The organism is Allofournierella sp. (genome assembly GCF_048388525.1).
Lineage (GTDB): Bacteria > Bacillota > Clostridia > Oscillospirales > Ruminococcaceae > BQOK01.
Window position 1 is genome coordinate 20,863 of the sequence record NZ_DBGCTQ010000053.1, and the last position, 19,791, is coordinate 40,653.

Annotated in this window: 15 protein-coding genes; 12 read left to right on the forward strand and 3 right to left on the reverse strand. The window is 63.5% G+C overall.

The genetic code is table 11. The features are described from left to right. Nucleotides 1-17 precede the first annotated feature (17 nt). The 3 genes from ACMLHZ_RS06405 to ACMLHZ_RS06415 form a co-directional block, all read right to left on the reverse strand. Complete coding sequence (locus tag ACMLHZ_RS06405; protein WP_418666939.1) at nucleotides 18-533, reverse strand: hypothetical protein; 516 nt, start codon at nucleotides 531-533, stop codon at nucleotides 18-20. Between the two features lie 21 nt (nucleotides 534-554). Next, complete coding sequence (locus ACMLHZ_RS06410; protein ID WP_418666940.1) at nucleotides 555-4,073, reverse strand: PAS domain-containing protein; 3,519 nt, start codon at nucleotides 4,071-4,073, stop codon at nucleotides 555-557. Between the two features lie 191 nt (nucleotides 4,074-4,264). Continuing rightward, nucleotides 4,265-4,768, reverse strand: a complete 504-nt coding sequence (locus ACMLHZ_RS06415; RefSeq protein ID WP_418666941.1) for a GreA/GreB family elongation factor — start codon at nucleotides 4,766-4,768, stop codon at nucleotides 4,265-4,267. Between the two features lie 242 nt (nucleotides 4,769-5,010). Between ACMLHZ_RS06415 and ACMLHZ_RS06420 the strand changes: the two genes are divergently transcribed. From ACMLHZ_RS06420 to nagZ, 12 genes are all read left to right on the forward strand, one after another. Continuing rightward, on the forward strand, nucleotides 5,011-5,442 hold the full coding sequence (locus ACMLHZ_RS06420; protein ID WP_418666942.1) for a MarR family winged helix-turn-helix transcriptional regulator: 432 nt from the start codon (nucleotides 5,011-5,013) through the stop codon (nucleotides 5,440-5,442). Between the two features lie 112 nt (nucleotides 5,443-5,554). After that, nucleotides 5,555-7,300, forward strand: coding sequence for an ABC transporter ATP-binding protein (locus ACMLHZ_RS06425; protein ID WP_418666943.1), 1,746 nt, complete (start codon nucleotides 5,555-5,557; stop codon nucleotides 7,298-7,300). Further along, nucleotides 7,290-9,191 carry an ABC transporter ATP-binding protein gene (locus ACMLHZ_RS06430; protein ID WP_418666944.1) on the forward strand — a complete coding sequence of 634 codons (1,902 nt, stop codon included), beginning with the start codon at nucleotides 7,290-7,292 and terminating at the stop codon, nucleotides 9,189-9,191. Before ACMLHZ_RS06425 ends, ACMLHZ_RS06430 begins: the two co-directional genes overlap by 11 nt. Before the next feature lie 449 nt (nucleotides 9,192-9,640). Beyond that, on the forward strand, nucleotides 9,641-11,050 hold the full coding sequence (locus ACMLHZ_RS06435) for an ABC transporter substrate-binding protein (RefSeq protein ID WP_418666945.1): 1,410 nt from the start codon (nucleotides 9,641-9,643) through the stop codon (nucleotides 11,048-11,050). A gap of 145 nt (nucleotides 11,051-11,195) precedes the next feature. Further along, on the forward strand, nucleotides 11,196-12,161 hold the full coding sequence (locus ACMLHZ_RS06440; RefSeq protein WP_418666946.1) for a carbohydrate ABC transporter permease: 966 nt from the start codon (nucleotides 11,196-11,198) through the stop codon (nucleotides 12,159-12,161). 15 nt (nucleotides 12,162-12,176) lie between these two features. Further along, a complete protein-coding gene (locus tag ACMLHZ_RS06445; RefSeq protein WP_418455640.1) occupies nucleotides 12,177-13,046 on the forward strand; it encodes a carbohydrate ABC transporter permease in 870 nt (289 codons plus the stop codon). 24 nt (nucleotides 13,047-13,070) lie between these two features. Next, a complete protein-coding gene (locus ACMLHZ_RS06450; RefSeq protein ID WP_418666947.1) occupies nucleotides 13,071-14,036 on the forward strand; it encodes an N-acetyltransferase family protein in 966 nt (321 codons plus the stop codon). 29 nt (nucleotides 14,037-14,065) lie between these two features. Continuing rightward, entirely contained in the window at nucleotides 14,066-14,755 is a 690-nt protein-coding gene (locus tag ACMLHZ_RS06455; protein ID WP_418666948.1) for a PIG-L deacetylase family protein, read from the forward strand. A 31-nt stretch (nucleotides 14,756-14,786) separates the two neighbouring features. Continuing rightward, nucleotides 14,787-16,088 carry an MATE family efflux transporter gene (locus ACMLHZ_RS06460; protein ID WP_418666949.1) on the forward strand — a complete coding sequence of 434 codons (1,302 nt, stop codon included), beginning with the start codon at nucleotides 14,787-14,789 and terminating at the stop codon, nucleotides 16,086-16,088. Nucleotides 16,089-16,136: 48 nt separating this feature from the next. Next, entirely contained in the window at nucleotides 16,137-17,042 is a 906-nt protein-coding gene (gene murQ, locus ACMLHZ_RS06465) for an N-acetylmuramic acid 6-phosphate etherase (RefSeq protein WP_418666950.1), read from the forward strand. A gap of 14 nt (nucleotides 17,043-17,056) precedes the next feature. Continuing rightward, nucleotides 17,057-18,211: an exo-beta-N-acetylmuramidase NamZ domain-containing protein gene (locus ACMLHZ_RS06470; protein ID WP_418666951.1), complete on the forward strand. Its 1,155-nt coding sequence runs from the start codon at nucleotides 17,057-17,059 to the stop codon at nucleotides 18,209-18,211. A gap of 23 nt (nucleotides 18,212-18,234) precedes the next feature. Beyond that, nucleotides 18,235-19,785, forward strand: coding sequence for a beta-N-acetylhexosaminidase (nagZ, locus tag ACMLHZ_RS06475; protein ID WP_418666952.1), 1,551 nt, complete (start codon nucleotides 18,235-18,237; stop codon nucleotides 19,783-19,785). Nucleotides 19,786-19,791 lie beyond the last annotated feature (6 nt).

The window sequence follows — 19,791 nt, forward strand, 5'->3', positions numbered from 1 at the left end:
CCTGGCGCGCCCGCCCTTTAAGGCCCGTTCTCTTTAAAAGGGCGGCCGGGCCCGCGGGACAGCTGCTCGGCCCGGGCGCGGGCAAGGTCCGCGAACATGCGGTCCCGCAGCCGCTTTTGACCGGCCCGGTCCAGGGCCCTTTCGGCGGCCAGCAGCCCGGCGGCGCGGCCGGCGATGCGGCGCATGGTCTCCTCGCCGTAACGGGCGGCGGCTTTCCAGCGGCCCAGGGCGTGGCGGCCGGAATATTCCGCCGCGAACCACTGTGCGAGGGGCTCCAGCTGCGCGGCGGTGGGGGCGCCCCGATGCCGGCTCTGCGCGGCCTCGAATTCTGCTTTGGAGATGGGATGGATCTGTTCCAGCCGCTCCCAAATGTCGTTTTCATCCAGCGGGGCCGGGCCGAGGTCGAGGCCGTAGACCGCGCCGCCCCGGCTCACGCCGTAACAGGCGCCGGGGTCGGAGCCGATCTGAAAAAAGCCCCGCGCACAGACGCCGCGGGACTTGAGCAGATACAACATGTCTTTTCGCTGTTCCATCTGGTTTTCCACCTTGTGGCTTCAGGTTACGGCCGGCCCCAGGGGCAGGGATTCCGCCAGCAGTTCCAGCAGGCGGTCGACCTGGACGGGCTTGGAGAGATGGCCGTTCATGCCGCTGGCGATGGATTTTTTGCTGTCTTCATCGAAGGCGTTGGCGGTGAGGGCGATGATGGGCACGGTGCGCGCATCGGGGCGGCCGGAGGTGCGGATGCGGCGGGTGGCCTCGAGGCCGTCCATTACGGGCATGCGGATGTCCATGAGGATGGCGCCGAAGCGGCCGGCCGGCGAGCCGCAGAACAGTTCCAGCGCCTCGCGGCCGTCGGTGGCGCAGACCACGGTAAAGCCGTTCATCTGGAGGATGGTCTGGCCGATCTCGCGGTTGAGCTCGTTGTCCTCGGCCAGGAGAATGGTGCAGCCCGTGAAATCCCTCCGGGGGACGGGGCATGGCGCAGCGGGGGCCGGCGCCGGCCCGGCGGGGGCGCAGCCGAGGGTGAGGGTGAAGAAAAATTCCGAGCCCTTGCCCGGCTGGCTGTGAACCTCGAGCGTGCCGCCCATCATCTGCACCAGCCGGCTGGAGATGGACAGGCCCAGCCCGGTGCCGCCCCGGCGGGCGGCGGTGCCGGCGTCGGCCTGCTCGAAGGCGTTGAAGATGCGGCCCTGGGCCGCGGGCTCGATGCCCACGCCGGTGTCGGACACGCTGAAGCGAAGCGCCACGGCATTGGGCTGGGCCCCGAGCTCGTCGACCCGGACGGTGACGCCGCCCTGGTCGGTGAATTTGACCGCGTTGCCGATGATGTTTACCAGCACCTGGTTCAGACGCAGGCGGTCGGCCAGCAGCGGGGCGTTGGCGGCGCGGCCGTTTTCAAAGCGCAGCGCAAGGCCCTTCTCGAGAGCCTGCGCCCGGAAGAGGGCCTCGAGGTCGCCCAGCAGCTGCGCCAGGTCCACGGCCTCGCAGTGGAGCTCGAGCTTGCCGCTCTCGATGCGGGACATATCCAGGATGTCGTTGATGAGGCTGAGAAGATAGGCGTTGGCCGACTCGATCTTCTGCAGGCAGTCCAGGGTTTTGGCCCGGTCGCCCGCCACGCTTTGGGCGATGGTGGTCATGCCGCTGATGGCGTTCATGGGGGTGCGGATCTCGTGGGACATGCGGGAGAGAAAGTCGGTTTTGGCTTTACTGAGGGCGTCGGCCTTGGATTTCATGATGAAGGAGGGCACGATGCCCACCAGCTCCTTGAGCAGCCTGCGCTGTTCGGGGGTCCAGCGATACCCGGGCTGGTCGATCTCGAAGCTCATGGAGCCCACATATTCGCCGTAGTCCCAGATGCCGGCGTGCAGGCAGGAGGCGATGTGCGAGATCCCCTCGTGCAGATTGTGGTCGGCCAGGCCGTCCTCGTCGTACATGGCGGTGCAGAGCTCGAAATCCTGCTCGGACACATAAAAGGACTGGCCCAGCTGCAGATCGGCGCGGCTGCGGGCCCACTGGTGGGAAAAGCGATAGGTGAGGTATTCCCGGTTGGCCTCGATGATGCTCACCCGGTCAAAGTGGAAGGTGCGGCCGATGCGGGAGAGCAAAAGGAATACCGCGTCGTTAAGGTTTTTTGCCTTGCCCAGCAGGTCCAGCGCGAAGGAGACAAGATCCTCCCCGCGCCGGGAGCCCTCGGTCTCGATGGGGTTGACAGGGTGTTCGTCGGTGTAGAGCTGGGTGAGAAAGACGCCCATCTCGTGGGAGGTGTCGAGATAGCAGGCGGCCTGGCCCCTGCAGTGCTCCTTGACGTATTTGAGGGTGCTCTCGGCACAGCGGTAGAGGGAATTGTAGTCGCCCACCACCTCGGTGCTGCACATGCCGATGCTGACCGAGACGGGCAGCGGCTTTTCGGCGTTTGCCAGGATGCCCTGCACCAGCGCGGCGATGCGGGGGCCCGTGACCGTGGCCTGCGCCTTGTTGGAGTGCTTGAGAAAGAGCATAAACTCGTCGCCCCCGAGGCGGACCTGGATATCCTCCGGGCCGGTCTCGGCGCACAGCAGGCCGGCGGTCTCCTGCAGGAGGGCGTCGGCAAAAATGCTGCCCTCCCGCTGGTTGATCGCCTCGAAATCGTCCATGTCCAGCAGCATGAGGACCCCGTGCTCGCCGGGAGCCCTGCCGGCGAGATACTGCTGGATGAGCTGCACGCCGCACTCCCTGTTGTAAAGACCGGTGAGCGTGTCGCGGGAGCGGGCTTCCTCCAGCGCCTGCTCCATCTCTTTTTGGCGGGTGATGTCTTCGAGGATGCCCACCACGAGCCGGGGCGCGCCGCCCTCGCCGGTGTGGATGACCGACAGGGTCTGGCGGCACCAGAGGCCGCTTTTCAGGCTGCGGAACTCGCAGGAGGAGGCCGCTTCTCCCCCGTGGATGCGCTCGAAAGCCTGGCAGTAAGCGGCCCGGTGGGCGGGATCCACCTGCTGGGAGGCAAAGCTGCCGGGCATGCCGGCGTACTGCCCGGCGCATTGGTACACCCGGCAGGTGCGCGCGGGCATGCGGCACTCGCGGGCGTCGGGGTCGTAAAAAAATTCGCAGGTGGAGGTGCCCTTGAGCGCCAGGTGAAGGACCTCGCTGCTGGCCTCCACCTGCCGGGCGAGAAGCAGGCTGCGCTGCTCGGCCTTTTTGCGCTCGTCGATGTCCAGGAAGACGCTCTGGATCACCTGCTCGCCCTCGCTGTTGACCAGCAGCTCCGCGCTGCCGATGATCCAGCAATAGGCGCCGCTTTTTTGCAGCAGACGATACTCGTAGGGGCTTTTGTCGCCCACGCGGTGCAGGGTGGCGGCGCCGGCCAGCACGCGCCGGCGGTCCTCGGGGGCGATCAGCGCCGCGAGATCCCAATCGCTTTTTTGCCAAAATTCATCGGGCTCGTAGCCGAAGATGCGGATGGCCTCCCGGTTGGCCTTTTTGAAAACGACGCCCCGGCCGGACAGGGTGTACTGCACGATGCCGCACAGCACCGACTGGAACAGATGGTCGTAGCCGGCCGCCAGCCGCCGCTGCCCGGCGGCCTGGCGCTCCAGGCGTTCGCGGTTTTCCCGCTCGGCGGAAATATCCCGGATGACGCTGATGCAGACGCCGCGGCCATCCTCGGCGAGGCCCTTTTTGCCCACGTCGTTCACCCAGATGTAGCTGCCGTCCTTCTTTTGCATCCGGTATTGGACCTCGTAGACAGCGCCCCGGGAGAATGCCTCTTCCACCTGCCGGTCCACCCGCTCCCGGTCGGCCGGGTGCATGCAGTTGATGACCTTGCCGCCGATGGCGGCCACGAACTCGTCGTAGCTGTAGCCGAGATACGAGAGCATGAAATCGTTGACAAAATACAGCGGAAAGCCCGGCTCCAGATAGCCGCCCATCATGCCGCCGGGGATGCTTTTGCTCAGGATATCCCACCCGCGGGCGCCCAGCTGCCGGTCCAGCTCCTGCCGGTCCAGGGTGGGGGAGGGGAAAAACGGGCTGGGCTGCTGCCCGCCGGGGCTGCCGCCCGCGGCCGGAGTTCTGATTGGATCGCTCGGCTGCAACATAAGCGCCACACCTCACTGAAGGGCCGGGCGCGCCGCACCGGCGGCGCGCAGAGCCGACAAAGGGCGGTTGCCCCGCGGGACAACCTTATTGGTTCCATTATAGTGCAAACAGGGCCGGAACTCAACGTGATTTGCCGCCTGCCGACATTTTCTGCGCGGAAAAAGGGGAAAACGCCCCCGAAAGACCCGCCTCAGTACTGGCTGATGGGCAGCGATGGGTCTTCTTCGCCCGGCCGTACGGCGCGGATCTCGACCGGGTAGGAGACCTGGCCGTTTACCTGTACCTGCACCCGCTCGCCCGCGGCACGCCCGAAAATGGCCCGCCCCAAAGGAGACTCGCGGCTGATATACCCCTCGCCCGCGTTCACCCGTAGGGTGGTGACCAGCTGCACCCGCAGGGTCTCGCCGTCCTGGGGGAAATACAGCTCCACATGGTCGAACAGGCCCACGCCGCCGCCGCTTTGCCCGGGCTGGACCACCCGGGCGGTGTTTATCATGCGCTGAAGATAGCGGATGCGGCTCTCGTTGCGGTTTTTTTGGCGCTTTGCCTCTTTGTATTCAAAGTTTTCGCTCAAATCGCCAAAGGCGCGGGCCTCCTGCACCTCGCGGATGTATTGGGGGCGCAGCACCAGGATGCGGTGGTCGATCTCCTGCTGCATGGTATGCAGGTCCAGGGGGGTGAGTTCGTCGTACATGAAAGAGCGCTCCCTTTCGCATCCCCCGCGGCCTCGAGGGCGCAGGGCTTTTCTTTAAGGATACCACCTTTTTGCCCGAAAAAAAACGGTTGTGAAAAAATTGAGGAAAGTGCGACGCGCCCTTGACAGAAGGGGAAATGCTCTCTATAATATGTTAGCAACCTAACAAAATCCGTTTTGGGCCTGAAGCACAAAACGGCTGCGTAAAACGGAACGGGCCGGGAGACCGGCGGGAGGCGGAAATGAAGGGCGAAAACGACTGCGGGCGCAGGATCAACCAGCTGGCGCACCAGATCAAACGGCGCATGGACGGGCGGCTGGGCGGAATGGGTGTGACCGGCGTGCAGGGCCGGGTGCTGCACTATATCATCGACATGTGCAGGGAGGGGCAGGTGTTCCAGCGGGATGTAGAACAGGCGTTTACCCTGCGCCGCTCCACCGCCACCGGCATTTTGCAGCTGCTGGAAAAGAACGGGCTGATCCGGCGGGAGAGTGTGCCCTGCGACGCGCGGCTGAAAAGCCTGGTGCCCACCAAGAAGGCCGGCGCGATCCACGCGCAGATGCGAGACTGCATCCGCGAGACCGAGGCGCTGCTGGTCCGGGGCGTGGACCCGGGCGAATTGCAGGTGTTTTTGCGGGTGGCAGAGCAGATGAGTGAAAACCTGGGCGCCTGAGCGGGCGGCGGGAGGGGCCGCGGCGCGCGTTTTTTTGCGGTAAATGTTAGGTTCATAACAAAACGAGGTGGGAAAAACAAGCCCTGCCTCAGGGGAAAGAGAGGCGGCTGTTATGCTGAAGGAACTTGCAAAAAGTATACGGGAATATAAAAAGCCCTCGCTGGCCGCACCGGTGCTGGTGAGCGGGGAGGTGGTGATGGAGTGCATCATCCCCTTTATCACCGCAAACCTGGTGAACCAGATCAAGGCGGGCTGCACGGTGAACGTGATCCTCGGCTACGGCCTTGTGCTGGTGGTGATGGCGGGGCTGTCGCTTGTGTTCGGCGCGCTGGCCGGCTCGGCCTGCGCCACCGCCAGCTGCGGCTTTGCCCGCAACCTGCGCAGGGACATGTTTTACAAAATACAGGGCTACTCGTTTGAGAATATCGATAAATTTTCGACCTCCTCGCTGGTGACCCGCCTGACCACCGATGTGACCAACGTGCAGAACGCCTACATGATGATCGTGCGCACGGCCATCCGCTGCCCGCTGATGCTGGTCTTTTCGTTTATCATGGCCTATGTGATGGGGGGCAGGATGGCGTTTGTCTTTTTATTTACCATCCCTGTTTTGGGCATTGGGTTGGCGGTGATCGTGCGCAGGACCATGCCGCTGTTCCGGCGGGTGTTCCGCAAATACGATGCGCTGAACAGCTCGGTGCAGGAGAACATCAAGGGCATCCGGGTGGTAAAATCCTACGTGCGGGAGGAACATGAAAAGAAAAAATTCGGCGCCGCCGCCCAGGATGTGCGGGCTGATTTTACCCGGGCGGAGCGCATTCTGGCCATCAACAACCCCCTGATGCAGTTCTGCCTGTACGCGGCCATGGTGTTCGTGCTGTCCTACGGGTCCTACACCATTATCACCAGCCGGGGCCTCGCGCTGGATGTGGGGCAGATGTCGTCGCTTTTGACCTACAGCTTCCAGATCCTGAACAGCCTGATGATGCTGTCGATGGTGTTCGTGATGATTACCATGGCCAGCGAATCGGCGCAGCGCATTGTGGAGGTATTGCGGGAGGAGAGCGCCATCCGCAACCCCGACCAGCCGGTGATGCAGGTGAAGGACGGCTCGGTTGATTTTGACGGGGTGGCCTTTCAGTACGCCAAGGGCGCGGAGCGCATGGCGCTGGAACACATTGACCTGCATGTGCGCCCGGGCGAAACCATCGGGATCATCGGCGGCACAGGGTCGTCAAAATCGACCCTGATCCAGCTGATCTCACGGCTTTACGACGCCACCGAGGGCACCGTGCGGGTGGGCGGCGTGGACGTGCGCCGGTACGACCTGGAAACCCTGCGGGACGCGGTGGCCGTGGTGCTGCAAAAAAATGTGCTGTTTTCGGGCACCATCAAGGAAAATCTGCGCTGGGGCAACCAGAACGCCACCGACGCCGAGCTGGAGGAGGCCTGCCGCCTTGCCCAGGCGGACGAATTCATCCGCCAGTTCCCGGACGGCTACGATACTTACATTGAGCAGGGCGGGGCGAATGTGTCGGGCGGGCAAAAGCAGCGGCTGTGCATTGCCCGGGCGCTGCTGAAAAAGCCCAGGATCCTGATCCTGGACGACTCGACCAGCGCGGTGGATACCCGCACCGACGCGCTGATCCGCAAGGCGCTGAGAGAGTATATCCCCGAAACCACAAAGATCATTATCGCGCAGCGCACTGCCTCGGTGCAGGACGCAGACCGTATTGTAGTGATGAAGGGCGGCACCATCGACGTGGTGGGCACCCACGAGGAGCTGATGCGCACCAGCGATATCTATCAAGAGGTGTATATCTCGCAGAACAAGGCAGGTGACAAGGATGAGCAGTAAAAAAACCGGCCGCCGCGCGCCGAAGGGCGTGCTGGGGCGGCTGATCAGGACCCTGTTTGGCTTTTACCCGGCGCTGATGCCAGTGGTGATCGTGTGCATCCTGCTGAACGCGGTGGTGAGTTCGGTGCCCTCGATCTTTATGCAGAATGTGATTGCCGCCGTGGAGCAAAGCTGGCAGACCGGCGACTGGGCCGGGGTGGGGGGCCATATTCTGGGCCTGGTGGGCCTGCTGGGCGTTTTTTACGCGATCAGCCTGGCCGCGGGCTTTGCCTACACCCAGCTCATGGCCGTTATCACACAGGGCTCGCTTGAAAAGCTGCGGGAAAAGATGTTCGACGGCATGCAGGACCTGCCTGTTGCATATTTTGACACCCACAACCACGGCGACGTGATGAGCTACTACACCAACGACATCGACACCCTGCGGCAGATGATTTCGCAGAGTTTCCCCCAGCTGATGATCTCGGCAGTGACGGTGCTCACCGTGTTCGGCATTATGGTCTATTACAGCCTGTGGCTGGCCCTGGTGGTGCTGGCGGGCGTTGTGTTTATGGTGGCCGTGACCAAAAAGGTGGGCGGCGCATCGGCCAAATATTTTGTGCGTCAGCAGCAGGCGCTGGCCCGCACCGAGGGCTTTGTGGAGGAGATGATGAACGGCCAGAAAGTGGTGAAGGTCTTCTGCCACGAGCGCCGGGCCGAGGCTGATTTTGACGCGGTGAACGACGCGCTGTTCGCCGATGCGGAAAAAGCCAACCGCTACGCCAACATGCTGATGCCCATTTTGATGAACATCGGCAATGTGCTGTATGTGGTGGTGGCGCTGGCCGGCGGCGTGCTGCTGGTGACCGGCGCGCCGAACCTGAGCGTTTCGGGCCTTGCGTTCAGCATCAGCATCGTGGTGCCCTTTTTGAATATGACCAAGCAGTTCTGCGGCAACATCGGCCAGGTGTCAAACCAGGTGAACGCCGTGGTGATGGGCCTGGCGGGCACAAAACGGATTTTTGACCTGATCGACGAGGCGCCCGAGGCCGACGAGGGCTATGTGACCCTGGTGAACGCCAAAGAGGTGAACGGCGAGCTGGTGGAATGCCCCGAGCGCACCGGCGTGTGGGCCTGGAAGCACCCCCACGGCGACGGCACCGTGACCTACGCCCGCCTGAAGGGCGACGTGCGCTTTTTTGACGTGGACTTTGGCTACGAGCCGCACAAGACCGTGCTGCACGACGTGAGCCTGTATGCGCAGCCGGGCCAGAAGGTGGCCTTTGTGGGGGCCACGGGCGCGGGCAAGACCACCATTACCAACCTGATCAACCGCTTTTACGAGATTGCGGACGGCAAGATCCGGTACGACGGCATCAACATCCGCAAGATCAAAAAGGCCGACCTGCGCCGCAGCCTGGGCGTGGTGCTGCAGGACACGAACCTGTTCACCGGCACCGTGATGGAGAACATCCGCTACGGGCAGCTGGAGGCCTGCGACGAGGAGTGCATCGCCGCCGCAAAGCTGGCGGGGGCGCACGACTTCATCACCCGGCTGCCCCAGGGCTACGACACGCCGCTGACCGGCAACGGGGCGAACCTTTCGCAGGGGCAGCGGCAGCTGCTGGCCATTGCCCGGGCCGCGGTGGCGGACCCGCCCGTGATGGTGCTGGACGAGGCCACCAGCTCGATCGACACCCGCACCGAGGCCATCGTGCAGCAGGGCATGGACGCGCTGATGACCGGGCGCACGGTGTTTGTGATCGCGCACCGGCTGTCCACCGTGAAAAACTCGGACGCCATTATGGTGCTGGATCATGGGCGCATCATCGAGCGGGGCACCCATGAGGCGCTGATCGCCCAGAAAGGCACCTATTACCAGCTGTACACCGGCGCGCTGGAACTGGACTGAGCGCCCGGCGCGGCCCCTGCCCCGGCGGGAGCAAAAAACGAAAAGAGCGGAGCGGCCCCTGTTGAGCCTGAACAGGGCCGCGCCGCTCTTTTTGCAGTGGAAAGGCCGCCCGCTAAAGCCCCCGCCCCGCGCTGCGGGCCGCGGCCCCCCTTGTTTTAAAGACGCCTGCCTGCCGGCGAGGCCCCCCAGGCGCGGCAGGACAGGGCTTTTTTAAAACCAGGTTAAAATGTATAAAATAAGCCGCGAAAGTTTCACAAAGGGTCACCCTTTTCTTGTACAACTCCCACAGAGAAAGGCTGGGATATCTGGCTGGATTAACAAAAGTTCAAACTGATTTTGAAATAAAGTTTCAATATATTGACACTTTTGTGAAAAAAGAATACAATTTAAAAAGAAACAGTCCCGGCGGGAAGTGCCGCCGGGCCGGATTCACAAAGGAGGATTATCGCATGAAAAAGTTTCTGGCTTTGTCTTTGGCGGTGCTGATGCTGGTCAGCCTGCTCACCGCCTGCGGCGGAGCGCCGTCCAGCGCGCCCGCGTCCACGCCGGCCTCCGGCGCGTCTTCCACCGCTGGGGCGGAAGACACCATTACCGTATTGGTGCCCCCTGTGACCAATGATTATCTGGAAAAGATGACCGAGTGGGCCGCCGAGTTCCACGAGATGTACCCGAACCTGACCATGGAGGTGATCGGCACCTCCTGGGACGACCACAACACCAAGCTTTCCACCATGGCGAACGCGGGCGAGGCGCCCGATATCGCCGAGATGGCCTACGCCGCGATCGGTACCTATGTGGAGAACGGCACCGCGCTGAACCTGTCGGAAGTGATGGATCCGACGCTGCTGGCCGACTTTGACCAGAACGCGCTGGACTACATGACCATTGAGGGCAACGTGTACGGCCTGCCCCTGTACATCACCATCCAGGCCCTGGGCGCCAACAAGGACATGCTCACCGCCGCCGGCGTGGACGTGGCCAAGGTGCAGTCCAGCGGCTGGACCTACGACGAGTTTATGGCTGCCATCAAGGCCGGCACCACCAAGGACTGCTTCGGCTTTGTGTTTGCGAACTCCGGGGTGACCGCCTCTGACTTTTTGACCATCTTCGGGGTGAGCGCCGGGCTGAACAACGCCTTTACCTCTGACCTGAAGTACGCCTACACCAGCACCAAGATGCTGAACCTGCTGAAGGCGGTGGAGGAGATGACCTCCTCCGGCTACATGCCCAACTACGGCGTGGAGGCCTCGCAGCGGATGGTAATGTGCGAGACCGGCAACGCCATGATCTTTGGCAAGGCGATGCCCCTGTTTGAGATCAATATCACCAAGAACAACGCTGCCCTGGAGGCCAATGACGGCACCGCGGTGGAGAATTCCATCCCCGTGAACTACGCGTTCCTGCCCGTGCCCACCATGGAGGGTGTGACCGAGACCTGCTTTGGCGCGGTGGACGGCCTGGTGGCCTTCCGCAACCAGAACACCACCGACGAGCACACCCAGAACGTGATGAAGGCGCTGTACTTCCTGTCTTCCGGTGAGCGCGCCGCTTATGTGGACGCCGCGACCTGCCTGGACGGCGTGAGCAAGACCTCCCGCGAGGCGCTGGCCACCATGGACGTGGGCGAGCGGGACCAGGGCAACGTGGACTGCGCCGCCCGCATGATCACCACCGTGATCGCGCCCCCCACCGGCATCACCGCCGAGCAGAGCGCCACCGCGCAGCAGATCATGGACGAGGTCATTGTGCCCAAGTTCCAGGCGCTGCTGGCCGGTGAGGTGACCGCGCAGGCGATGTACGACGAGATCGTTTCCAAGGGCACCGCCGCGTTCGGCGAGGCAAACTGCGATCTGACCTGATCGTTTTCTGCATGAGGGAAAGCCCATATGGGCAGGTGGCCTGTCCTGCAAAGGACAGGCCGCTTTTTTGCCTCCTGGGCAAAACAAAGCTTTTTTATGCCGGCCTTTTCTTCCGATTTTCATGATTCACAGGAGGTGCTTTTGAATGAAATATAAGGGTTCGGGCGCGGGGGCTCCCACAAAACAACGCCCGGTGAGCTGCAACGGGGCCGGCGGGACCGCACTGCGCCGCAGGCGGCGCTTTTTCACAAACGACGATCTGTGGGGGTACCTGTTCATTGCGGTGGCCCTGGTGTTCTTTGGGATGTTTACGATCTATCCGCTGTTTTCGGCGCTGAAGACCAGCCTGGAAAACTACAAGCCTTTCGGCTCGGATTTTGTGGGGCTGGAAAATTACGCAACCACCTTTCAGAACGAGCTGTTCTGGAAATCCATGAAGAACACACTGGTTTACACAGCGGTGGTGGTGCCTGTTTCGCTGCTGCTCTCGTTTGCGGTGGCAATCATGTTTATGCCCTTTGGTAAAAAGCTGCAGTCGGTGTTCAAGGCCATGTACTACCTGCCGGCGGTGGCCTCGGGGATCGCGCTCAGCGTGGTGTGGCTGTGGATCTACGACGCTTCGCCCACGGGCCTGTTCAACCAGCTGCTCACCGTGTTTCACCTGCCCACCCAAAACTGGCTGGGTTCCAGCAAGACCTCGATGCTCTCGCTCATCATTATGGCGCTGCTGAGCGGCCAGGGGCAGAACATCATTATTTATACCGCAGCCCTTTTGGGCATTGACAACACCTATTTTGAAGCCGCCGAGCTGGACGGCGCCAGCTTTATGCAGAAGGTGCGGTTCATCGTGTTCCCGCTGGTCAAGCCCACCACCCTGTTTTTGCTGGTCACCGGCGTGATCGGTTCCTTCCAGGTGTTCATGAACGCCTACATGATGACCGGCGGCGGGCCGGACAACAACACCACCATGATCGGCCTGCTGATTTTCAACAACGCCTTCAAATACAACAAGTACGGCCTGGCCTGCGCCCAGGCGGTGATCCTGACCATCATCATTGCGGCCATATCGTTCTTCCAGTTTAAAGTAGCTGGTTCGGACGTTGAATATTAAGGGGGAGGGGACGACATGGCAACCACCGGTTTGTATTCCCAGCATGTGAACAACAAAAAGGCGCGGTATCTGCGAAACACCCTTTTGGTCGCCTTTTTGCTGCTTTTGGCCGTAGCCTGCTTATTTCCGCTGTTTTATATGATCGCCAACTCCTTTGGCCCCGCGGTGGAGGCGGCCGGTTCCTCGCGCAGCATCCTGCCCTCCTCCTGGAGCCTGGACTCTTACAAAGCCTTTTTCGACTTCAGCAAATACAGCAGCAGGTGGCTTTGGAACAGCCTTGTGGTGGCTGTGTTCCAGGTGATCGGCAACGTGCTGTTTGCCAGCATGGCGGGCTACGCCTTTGCCAAGCTGAATTTTAAAGGCAAAAACGTGTTGTTCTACCTCATCATGGTGGGCATGATGATCCCCTACCAGGTGACACAGGTGCCCCTGTACATCCTGATCGTGAACAATTTCAAGATGTCGAACACTTACATGGCCCTGATTCTGCCGGGCCTGGTTACCACCTACAGCATCTTTTTGACCAAGCAGTTCTTCAGCAGCATTCCCACCGCCCTGATCGAGAGCGCCAAGCTGGACGGCTGCACACAGATGGGGATCTTCTGCCGCATCATCCTGCCCCTTTCCAAAACCATCCTGGCGGTGCTGGCGATCACCACCTTTTTGAGCAGCTGGAACAACTTCTTCTGGCCCTTCCTGGCCACCTCCAAGGAGGCCATGTACACCATCCAGGTGGGCCTCAAGCAGTTCAAATTTGCCAATACCACCCTGTTTGGCCCCATGATGGCGGGCGCGACCATCAGCGCCATGCCGATGTTCGTTTTGTTTTTCTGCCTGCAAAAGTACTTTTTGGAAGGCGTTACCGTGGGCGCGGTGAAGGGCTGAGCCCGGGAAGGAACAGGTCTGCATATGCTGAGAAATTATATTCCGGCCGACCGGCCGGCCGTCGCGGCCCTGTGGCAGCGCAGCGCGGTGCGGCAGGGGTATGCCCCCCGCACGCCCGGGCAGCTGGGCCCGCTGCTGTTCGAGCACCCCTATTTTAACAGCCGGCACGCCTTTGTGTGGGAAAACGGGGGCGGTGTGGGCGCGTTCATCTGCGGCTGCACCGGCGACGATATCCCCCGGGGCGGTGAGCGGGGGTACTTTACCTGCTTTTTGGCGGACGAGGCGCTGGACACCCCCGCGCTTTGCGCGGACATGTTCGCCGCGCTGGAGGAGTCGTTCCGGGCGGCGGGCAAGCGCTGCAGCGCGGTGACCTTTTTTAACCCCATGCGGCTGCCCTGGGTGATCCCGGGCACGCCCGGCTTTGAGCATAACAACATGCCGGGGGTGGCCGCCGGGCTGCCGCTGCACAGCCGGATGCTGGCCCAGGGCTATACCGAGGCCGCCCGCGAGTGCGCCATGTACCGCAGTTTGGAGGACTTTGCCCTGCCGCCCGAGATCAAGGCGCTGGAAACGCGGCTTGCGGCCGGGGGCTGCACCGTGCAGCCCTATGATCCCGCCCGGCACACGGGCCTTGCGGAGATGCTGGCGGCGCTGGAAAACCCGGACTGGACCGCCCAGATCACCCGGGCCGGGCGAACCGGGCAGTTGCTTCCCGTGGCGCTTTGCGGCAGCGTGGTGGCCGGGTTTGCCGGGCCGGTATACCCCGAGCCCACCGGCCGGGGATACTTTGCCGGCATTGGGATCGCGCCCGCGTACCAGGGCCGCGGGCTGGGAAGGCTGCTGTTCTTCCGGCTGTGCCAGGCAGAAAAGGAAGCGGGCGCGCGGTATATGTCGCTGTTTACCGGCGAGACCAACCACGCCCGCAAAATTTACGAGAGCGCGGGCTTTGAGCAGGTGCGCAGCTTTGGCGTGCTTGTGAAAGAGCTGTGAGCCGCGCCGCAAGGAAAGGAACGAGAAGCATGGCAAAAACCATTTTGGCCATTGGCGCCCATGTGGGCGATATGGAGCTGACGGTGGGCGGAACCCTTGCCACCTGCGCGCTGGAGGGGGGACGCATTGTGACCCTGGCGCTGACGGCGGGAGAAAAGGGCGTGCCCGCCGGGCGGGACATTGCGGAATACCGGCAGCAAAAATGCGCCGAGGCCCGCGCTTTTGCAGAGAAGCTGGGGGGCGAGGCCCATGTGCTGGACTACCCGGACGGCCTTCTGGCCGACGATGACGCGGCCCGCTTTGCGGTGTGCGACGTGATCCGCGCGGTAAAGCCGGATGTGATCCTGACCCACCATGCCGAGTCCATGCACAAGGACCATGCAGCCTGCCACCGCATTGTGCACGACGCCTGGTTTTACGCGGCCACGCCGGGGTTTGAGCGGGCGGACAAGGCCCATTTTGCCCGGCTGTATTTTGCCGAAAACTGGGAGGACGCCACCGGCTACCGCCCGTATCTTTACGCACAGGTGAGCGGCGAGGGCTTTGCTTTGTGGCAGGAGGCGGTGCAGACCCATTGGTTTGTGACCGGCTCCACCAGCTTTCCCTATTACGAGTATTATTCCCACCTGAAACGACTGCGGGGCATTGAGGCCCGAAAGGGGTACGCCGAGACGTTTATGGTGCTGCCGGAGGAGCAGAGACAGATCCGGGCTCTGTGAAAAAATGTTTTCGAACAGACAACTGGTACGATTGACAGCGCCCTTGTTCGGTGAGCAGTTTTTGGTGGTGCTGGTGGGCATTACCGACACCTTTATGGTGGCCTATGCGGGAGAGAGCGCCGTTTCGGGCGTGGCCCTGGTGGATACGATCAGCTACCTGGTGGTGGCGGTGTTCGGCGCGTTGTGCGCGGGCGGCTCAATTTTGGCCAGCCAGTACAGCGGCAGCGGCGACCGGGCCCGCATGAGCCTGGCGGCCCGGCTTTTGATGGGCAGCACCCTGGCGATTGCCCTGGCCATGGCGGCGCTGGTGCTGCTGTGCGGCAACGGGCTGCTGGCGCTGATCTTCGGCCGGGTGGAACCGGAGGTCATGCGCAGCGCCCGGGAGTATTTTGCCCTGATTGGGTGCAGTTTCCCGTTTTTGGCGGCCTACAGCGCGGCGGCGGCCCTGTTCCGCAGCCAGGGCAACAGCATGGTCACCCTGGCGGCCAGCCTGCTGATGAACGGCCTGAACGTGGCCGGCAACGCATGGTTTATTTACGGCAAGGGCATGGGCGCGGCGGGCGCGGCGCTTGCCACCCTGATCGCCCGGGGCGGGGCCGCCGTGCTGCTGTGTGTTCTGCTGGCAAAAAGCGGGATGCTTGCGGCGCCCCGAAAGCAGCCGGTGCGGCTGGCCGAATGCAGGGAAATGCTGGGCAAGATCCTGTATGTGGGGATTCCCAGCGGGGTGGAGAGCGGACTGTTCAGCCTGGGAAAGCTGCTGGTACAGCGGCTGTACGCGGGGCTGGGCACGGTGGCCCTGGCGGCCAATGCGGCCGCGGGGGCGCTTTCCTGCATTGCCACCTTGCCGGGCGGGGCGCTGAGCCTTGCCATGCTGCCGGTGGTGGGCCGCGCCGTGGGCGCGGGCCAGCCGGAGGAGGCAAAACGCCTGGCGGCAAAGCTGCTGCGCGCGGCCTATGGGCTGATGCTGGCGGCGAACCTGCTGGTGTATGTGCTCCTGCCGCAGCTGAGCGGCCTGTATGCCCTTTCCGCCGAGACCACGGCGGTGGTGCGGGAGCTGCTGGCCTGGCACTGCCTGTTTGCCACCCTGTTTTACCCGGCAGGCTTTTGCACCCCCAGCGCTCTGCGGGCCGCGGGCGACGTGCGCTTCACCATGGCGGTGAGCATCGCGTCCATGCTGGTGTGCCGGGTGGGGCTGAGCTGCCTGTTCGTGCTGGGGCTGGGCTGGGGCGTGGTGAGTATTTGGATGACCATTTTCTGCGACTGGGGCGTGCGCGCGGTGCTGTTCAGCCTGCGGCTGCGCTCAGGGGCGTGGCAAAAACATAAGATCGTGTGAACGCCGCCTTTCACAAAGCGGCAAAGCAGACCCTGAGGAGGTTGTTATATGGTTGAGCTGAAACAGATCGCAACCGAGCAGCGCAACGAAGCGACGGCGAACATCGACACGCTTTCCAGCTGCGATATGGTGCGCCTGATCAACCGGGAGGACCAGAAGGTGGCGCTGGCGGTGGAGCGGGAAACCGAGCACATTGCGGCGGCCATTGACCTGATCTGCGAAAAAATGTGCGGCGGCGGCCGCCTGATCTACTGCGGCGCGGGCACGTCCGGCCGGCTGGGCATTCTGGACGCGGTGGAGTGCCCGCCCACCTATTCCACCGACCCAGAGTTGGTGCAGGGACTGATTGCGGGGGGAATGCCCGCCGTGTTCCAGGCGGTGGAGGGCGCGGAGGACGACCCCGCTTTGGGCCGGGAGGACCTTGAGGCCATTCATTTTGGAGAAAAGGACGTGCTGGTGGGCATTGCGGCCAGCGGCCGCACCCCCTACGTGCTGGGCGCCATGCGGTACGCCCGCCAGAAAGGCGGCGCGGTGCTGGCCGTGACCTGCTGCCCCGGCAGCGAGATCGACCAGCTGGCGGATGTGGGCATTGCACCCACGCCGGGGCCTGAGGTGGTTACCGGTTCCACCCGCATGAAAAGCGGCACGGCCCAGAAAATGGTGCTGAACATGCTTTCCACCTGCACCATGATCCGCCTGGGCAAGGTGTACGGAAACCTGATGGTGGACGTGAAGCCCTCGAATGAAAAGCTGGTGCAGAGGTGCGTGTCGATCGTGTGCACCGCCGCGGAGTGCACCGAGGCCCGGGCCCGGGCGGCGCTGGAGCAGTGCGAATACAGCGCCAAGACCGCCATTGTGATGGTGCGGGCCGGGGTAAACGCGGCCGAGGCGGCCCGGCGGCTGGAAGGCGCCAAAGGCCGGGTGGCAGCCGCGCTGGGCGAAATAAAAAGCTGAAAGGGGCGTGAGCCATGGAACAGAAGCTTTGCGTCGGCGCAGACCGGCTGCAGGAATACGCCGCGCTTTTTAAGGGCGCGCGGGTGGGGCTTGTTACCACCCCCACCGGCCGCACCGGGGCGGGTGAGGCCACCATTGCCGCACTGGGCAGGGTGTGCAGGCTGTGCGCCCTGTTCGGCCCGGAGCACGGGGTGCGGGGCGAATTTGCCGCGGGCGCGCTGGTTCCCCACTACACCGACGGCCCTACCGGCCTGCCGGTTTACAGCCTGTACGGCGCGGATTCCAAGCGGTTTTCGGCGGAAATGCTGGATGTGTTTGATGTGCTGGTATACGACATCCAGGACGTGGGCAGCCGGTATTACACCTTTCTTTCGACCCTGCTGTACGCGGTGGAGGACTGCGCCCGCGCACACAAGCGCCTGGTGGTGCTGGACCGGCCGGATCCCCTGGGCGGCCGGATTGTGGAGGGGAATTTGCTGGCGCAGGAGCTTGCCAGCTTTGTGGGCTGCTACCCGCTGCCCAACCGCTACGGCCTCACGGCGGGCGAATTTGCCGGCATGGCGAACCGGGAGCGGGAGCTTGGGTGTGAGCTTACCGTGATCCCCTGCGAGGGCTGGCGGCGGGACGAAATGTTCCCCGCCTGGGGCAGGCCCTGGATCCTGCCCAGCCTGAACCTCCCGCGTTTTGAAACGGCGCTTTTGTATGCGGGCACCTGCCTGTTCGAGGGCACGAACCTTTCGGAGGGGCGGGGCACCGCGGATCCCTTTGCCATTTTGGGCGCGCCTTACATTCAGGACGTGGAGGGCCTTGCCGCCGCGTTCAACCAAAAAAAGCTGCCGGGCATTCTGGCCACGCCCCAGTACTTTGAGCCGACCAGCTCCAAGCACAAGGGGCAGGTGTGCGGCGGTGTGCACCTGCATGTGACCGACCCCGAAGCCCTGCGGCCGCTGGCGGCGGCGCTGACCCTGCTGGAGCTGGTGCGGGACCGCCACGAAAAGGAGTTTGCCTTTTTGCCGCCGGTGCGCGAGGGCGGCCGGCCTTTTATCTCGCTGCTGGCAGGCCACCGGGAGTTTGAGCGCCCGGGCTGGACCGCCGCGGCGCTGCTGGAGCGGCAGCGGCGGGAGCAGGAGCAGTTTGCCCGCCGCAAGGAGCCATTTCATCTTTATTGAATACAAACAGGAGGAACTGCGCCATGACCCTGCGCGAAATGATCGGCCAAAAGCTGGTGGTGGGCTTCCCGGGGACGGAACTGGACGGGGAGTTTATCCGGCTGGTGGAAGAATACAAGGTGGGGAACATTATTCTGTTCCGGCACAACGTTGAGAGCGAGGAACAGCTTGCCGCCCTTTGCGCCGAGCTTCGGCGGCGCATCCGCGCCGCGACCGGCGCGGAGCCCTTTATTACCATTGACCAGGAGGGCGGCGTTGTGACCCGCCTGCCGGACGATACCACCAATCCCCCCGGGGCCATGGCCATTGCTGCCGCGGGCGGGGAAGAAAACGCCTATGAAATGGGCTACCTGACCGGCTGCCGGCTGCGGGCGCTGGGGGTGGATTTTGACCTGGCGCCGGTGATGGACGTGAACTCGAACCCCGACAACCCGGTGATCGGGGTGCGCAGCTACGGCGACGACCCCGCCGCTGTGGCCCGGTACGCCACGGCCATGATGAAGGGGCTGACCGAGGGCGGCGTTTACGCCAGCCTGAAGCATTTCCCCGGCCACGGCGACACGGCGGTGGACTCCCACATCGGGCTGCCCTGCATTGACAAATCGCTGGAAGAGCTGGAACAGGGGGAGCTGATCCCCTTCCGGGCGGGCATTGCGGCGGGCGCGCCCGCGGTTATGAGCACCCACATCCTGTTCCCCCAATTGGAGCCGGGCGGGGTGCCGGCCACCATGTCCCGCGCGATCATGACCGACCTTTTGCGGGGCCGCCTGGGCTTTGAGGGGCTGGTGATCTCGGACTGCATGGAGATGCAGGCCATCGCCACCCATTACGGAACGGTGAACGGGGTGCTGGCCGCCATGAACGCCGGGGTGGACCTGGTGTTCGTGTCGCACACGGCGGCCCTTGCAAAAGAGGCGGTGCTGAGAGCCGAGGAGGCCGTGGCCGAGGGGAAGCTGGACCGGGAGGAGATCGAAAAAAGCGCCCGGCGCATTTTGGAGCACAAGGCCCGCTGCGCGGCCCTGCGGCCGGTGGGCGGCGAAATGAGCCGGGAGGAATGCCGGGCCGCCGTGGGCGCGCTGCGGCAAAAAAGCGTGACCGCGGTGCAGCTGCCCGCCGGGGGCCTGCCCGCGCTGGGCGAAACGCCCCTGTTTTTGGGCTGCCCGGACTACCGCAGCACCCTGGCCTCCAGCGCCGCAAGCGGCGATTTTACCTTTGCGGAGGAAATGTGCCGGCTGGCGGGCGCTGGCCAGGCGCTGGTGACCCCCAAGGACCCCACGGACGCCGAGATTGAAGCAATCACGGCAAAGGCCGCCGGGCACAGCTGCCTTGTTCTGGGCACTTACAACGGCCACATTTTAAAGGGCCAGCTGGCGCTGGCCCGGGCGCTGGCCGCCACCGGGCTGCCCATGATCCTGGTGGCGCTGCGCAACCCCTACGATCTGGCGGAGCTGCCGCCCCATGTGGCCGGGCTGGCCGCCTGGGAATACACGCCCGCCATGTTCCGGGCGCTGTGGCCGGTGCTGTGCGGCGAGACGCCGCCCCAGGGCAGGTTGCCGCTGGCCCGGCTGCGATAGGGGGCA

Bases quoted from the DNA above. Each gene is read 5' to 3' on its own strand.
- ACMLHZ_RS06405 (WP_418666939.1), bottom strand. From the start codon at position 533: ATGGAACAGCGAAAAGACATGTTGTATCTGCTCAAGTCCCGCGGCGTC.
- ACMLHZ_RS06410 (WP_418666940.1), bottom strand. From the start codon at position 4,073: ATGTTGCAGCCGAGCGATCCAATCAGAACTCCGGCCGCGGGCGGCAGC.
- ACMLHZ_RS06415 (WP_418666941.1), bottom strand. From the start codon at position 4,768: ATGTACGACGAACTCACCCCCCTGGACCTGCATACCATGCAGCAGGAG.
- ACMLHZ_RS06420 (WP_418666942.1), top strand. From the start codon at position 5,011: ATGAAGGGCGAAAACGACTGCGGGCGCAGGATCAACCAGCTGGCGCAC.
- ACMLHZ_RS06425 (WP_418666943.1), top strand. From the start codon at position 5,555: ATGCTGAAGGAACTTGCAAAAAGTATACGGGAATATAAAAAGCCCTCG.
- ACMLHZ_RS06430 (WP_418666944.1), top strand. From the start codon at position 7,290: ATGAGCAGTAAAAAAACCGGCCGCCGCGCGCCGAAGGGCGTGCTGGGG.
- ACMLHZ_RS06435 (WP_418666945.1), top strand. From the start codon at position 9,641: ATGAAAAAGTTTCTGGCTTTGTCTTTGGCGGTGCTGATGCTGGTCAGC.
- ACMLHZ_RS06440 (WP_418666946.1), top strand. From the start codon at position 11,196: ATGAAATATAAGGGTTCGGGCGCGGGGGCTCCCACAAAACAACGCCCG.
- ACMLHZ_RS06445 (WP_418455640.1), top strand. From the start codon at position 12,177: ATGGCAACCACCGGTTTGTATTCCCAGCATGTGAACAACAAAAAGGCG.
- ACMLHZ_RS06450 (WP_418666947.1), top strand. From the start codon at position 13,071: ATGCTGAGAAATTATATTCCGGCCGACCGGCCGGCCGTCGCGGCCCTG.
- ACMLHZ_RS06455 (WP_418666948.1), top strand. From the start codon at position 14,066: ATGGCAAAAACCATTTTGGCCATTGGCGCCCATGTGGGCGATATGGAG.
- murQ (WP_418666950.1), top strand. From the start codon at position 16,137: ATGGTTGAGCTGAAACAGATCGCAACCGAGCAGCGCAACGAAGCGACG.
- ACMLHZ_RS06470 (WP_418666951.1), top strand. From the start codon at position 17,057: ATGGAACAGAAGCTTTGCGTCGGCGCAGACCGGCTGCAGGAATACGCC.
- nagZ (WP_418666952.1), top strand. From the start codon at position 18,235: ATGACCCTGCGCGAAATGATCGGCCAAAAGCTGGTGGTGGGCTTCCCG.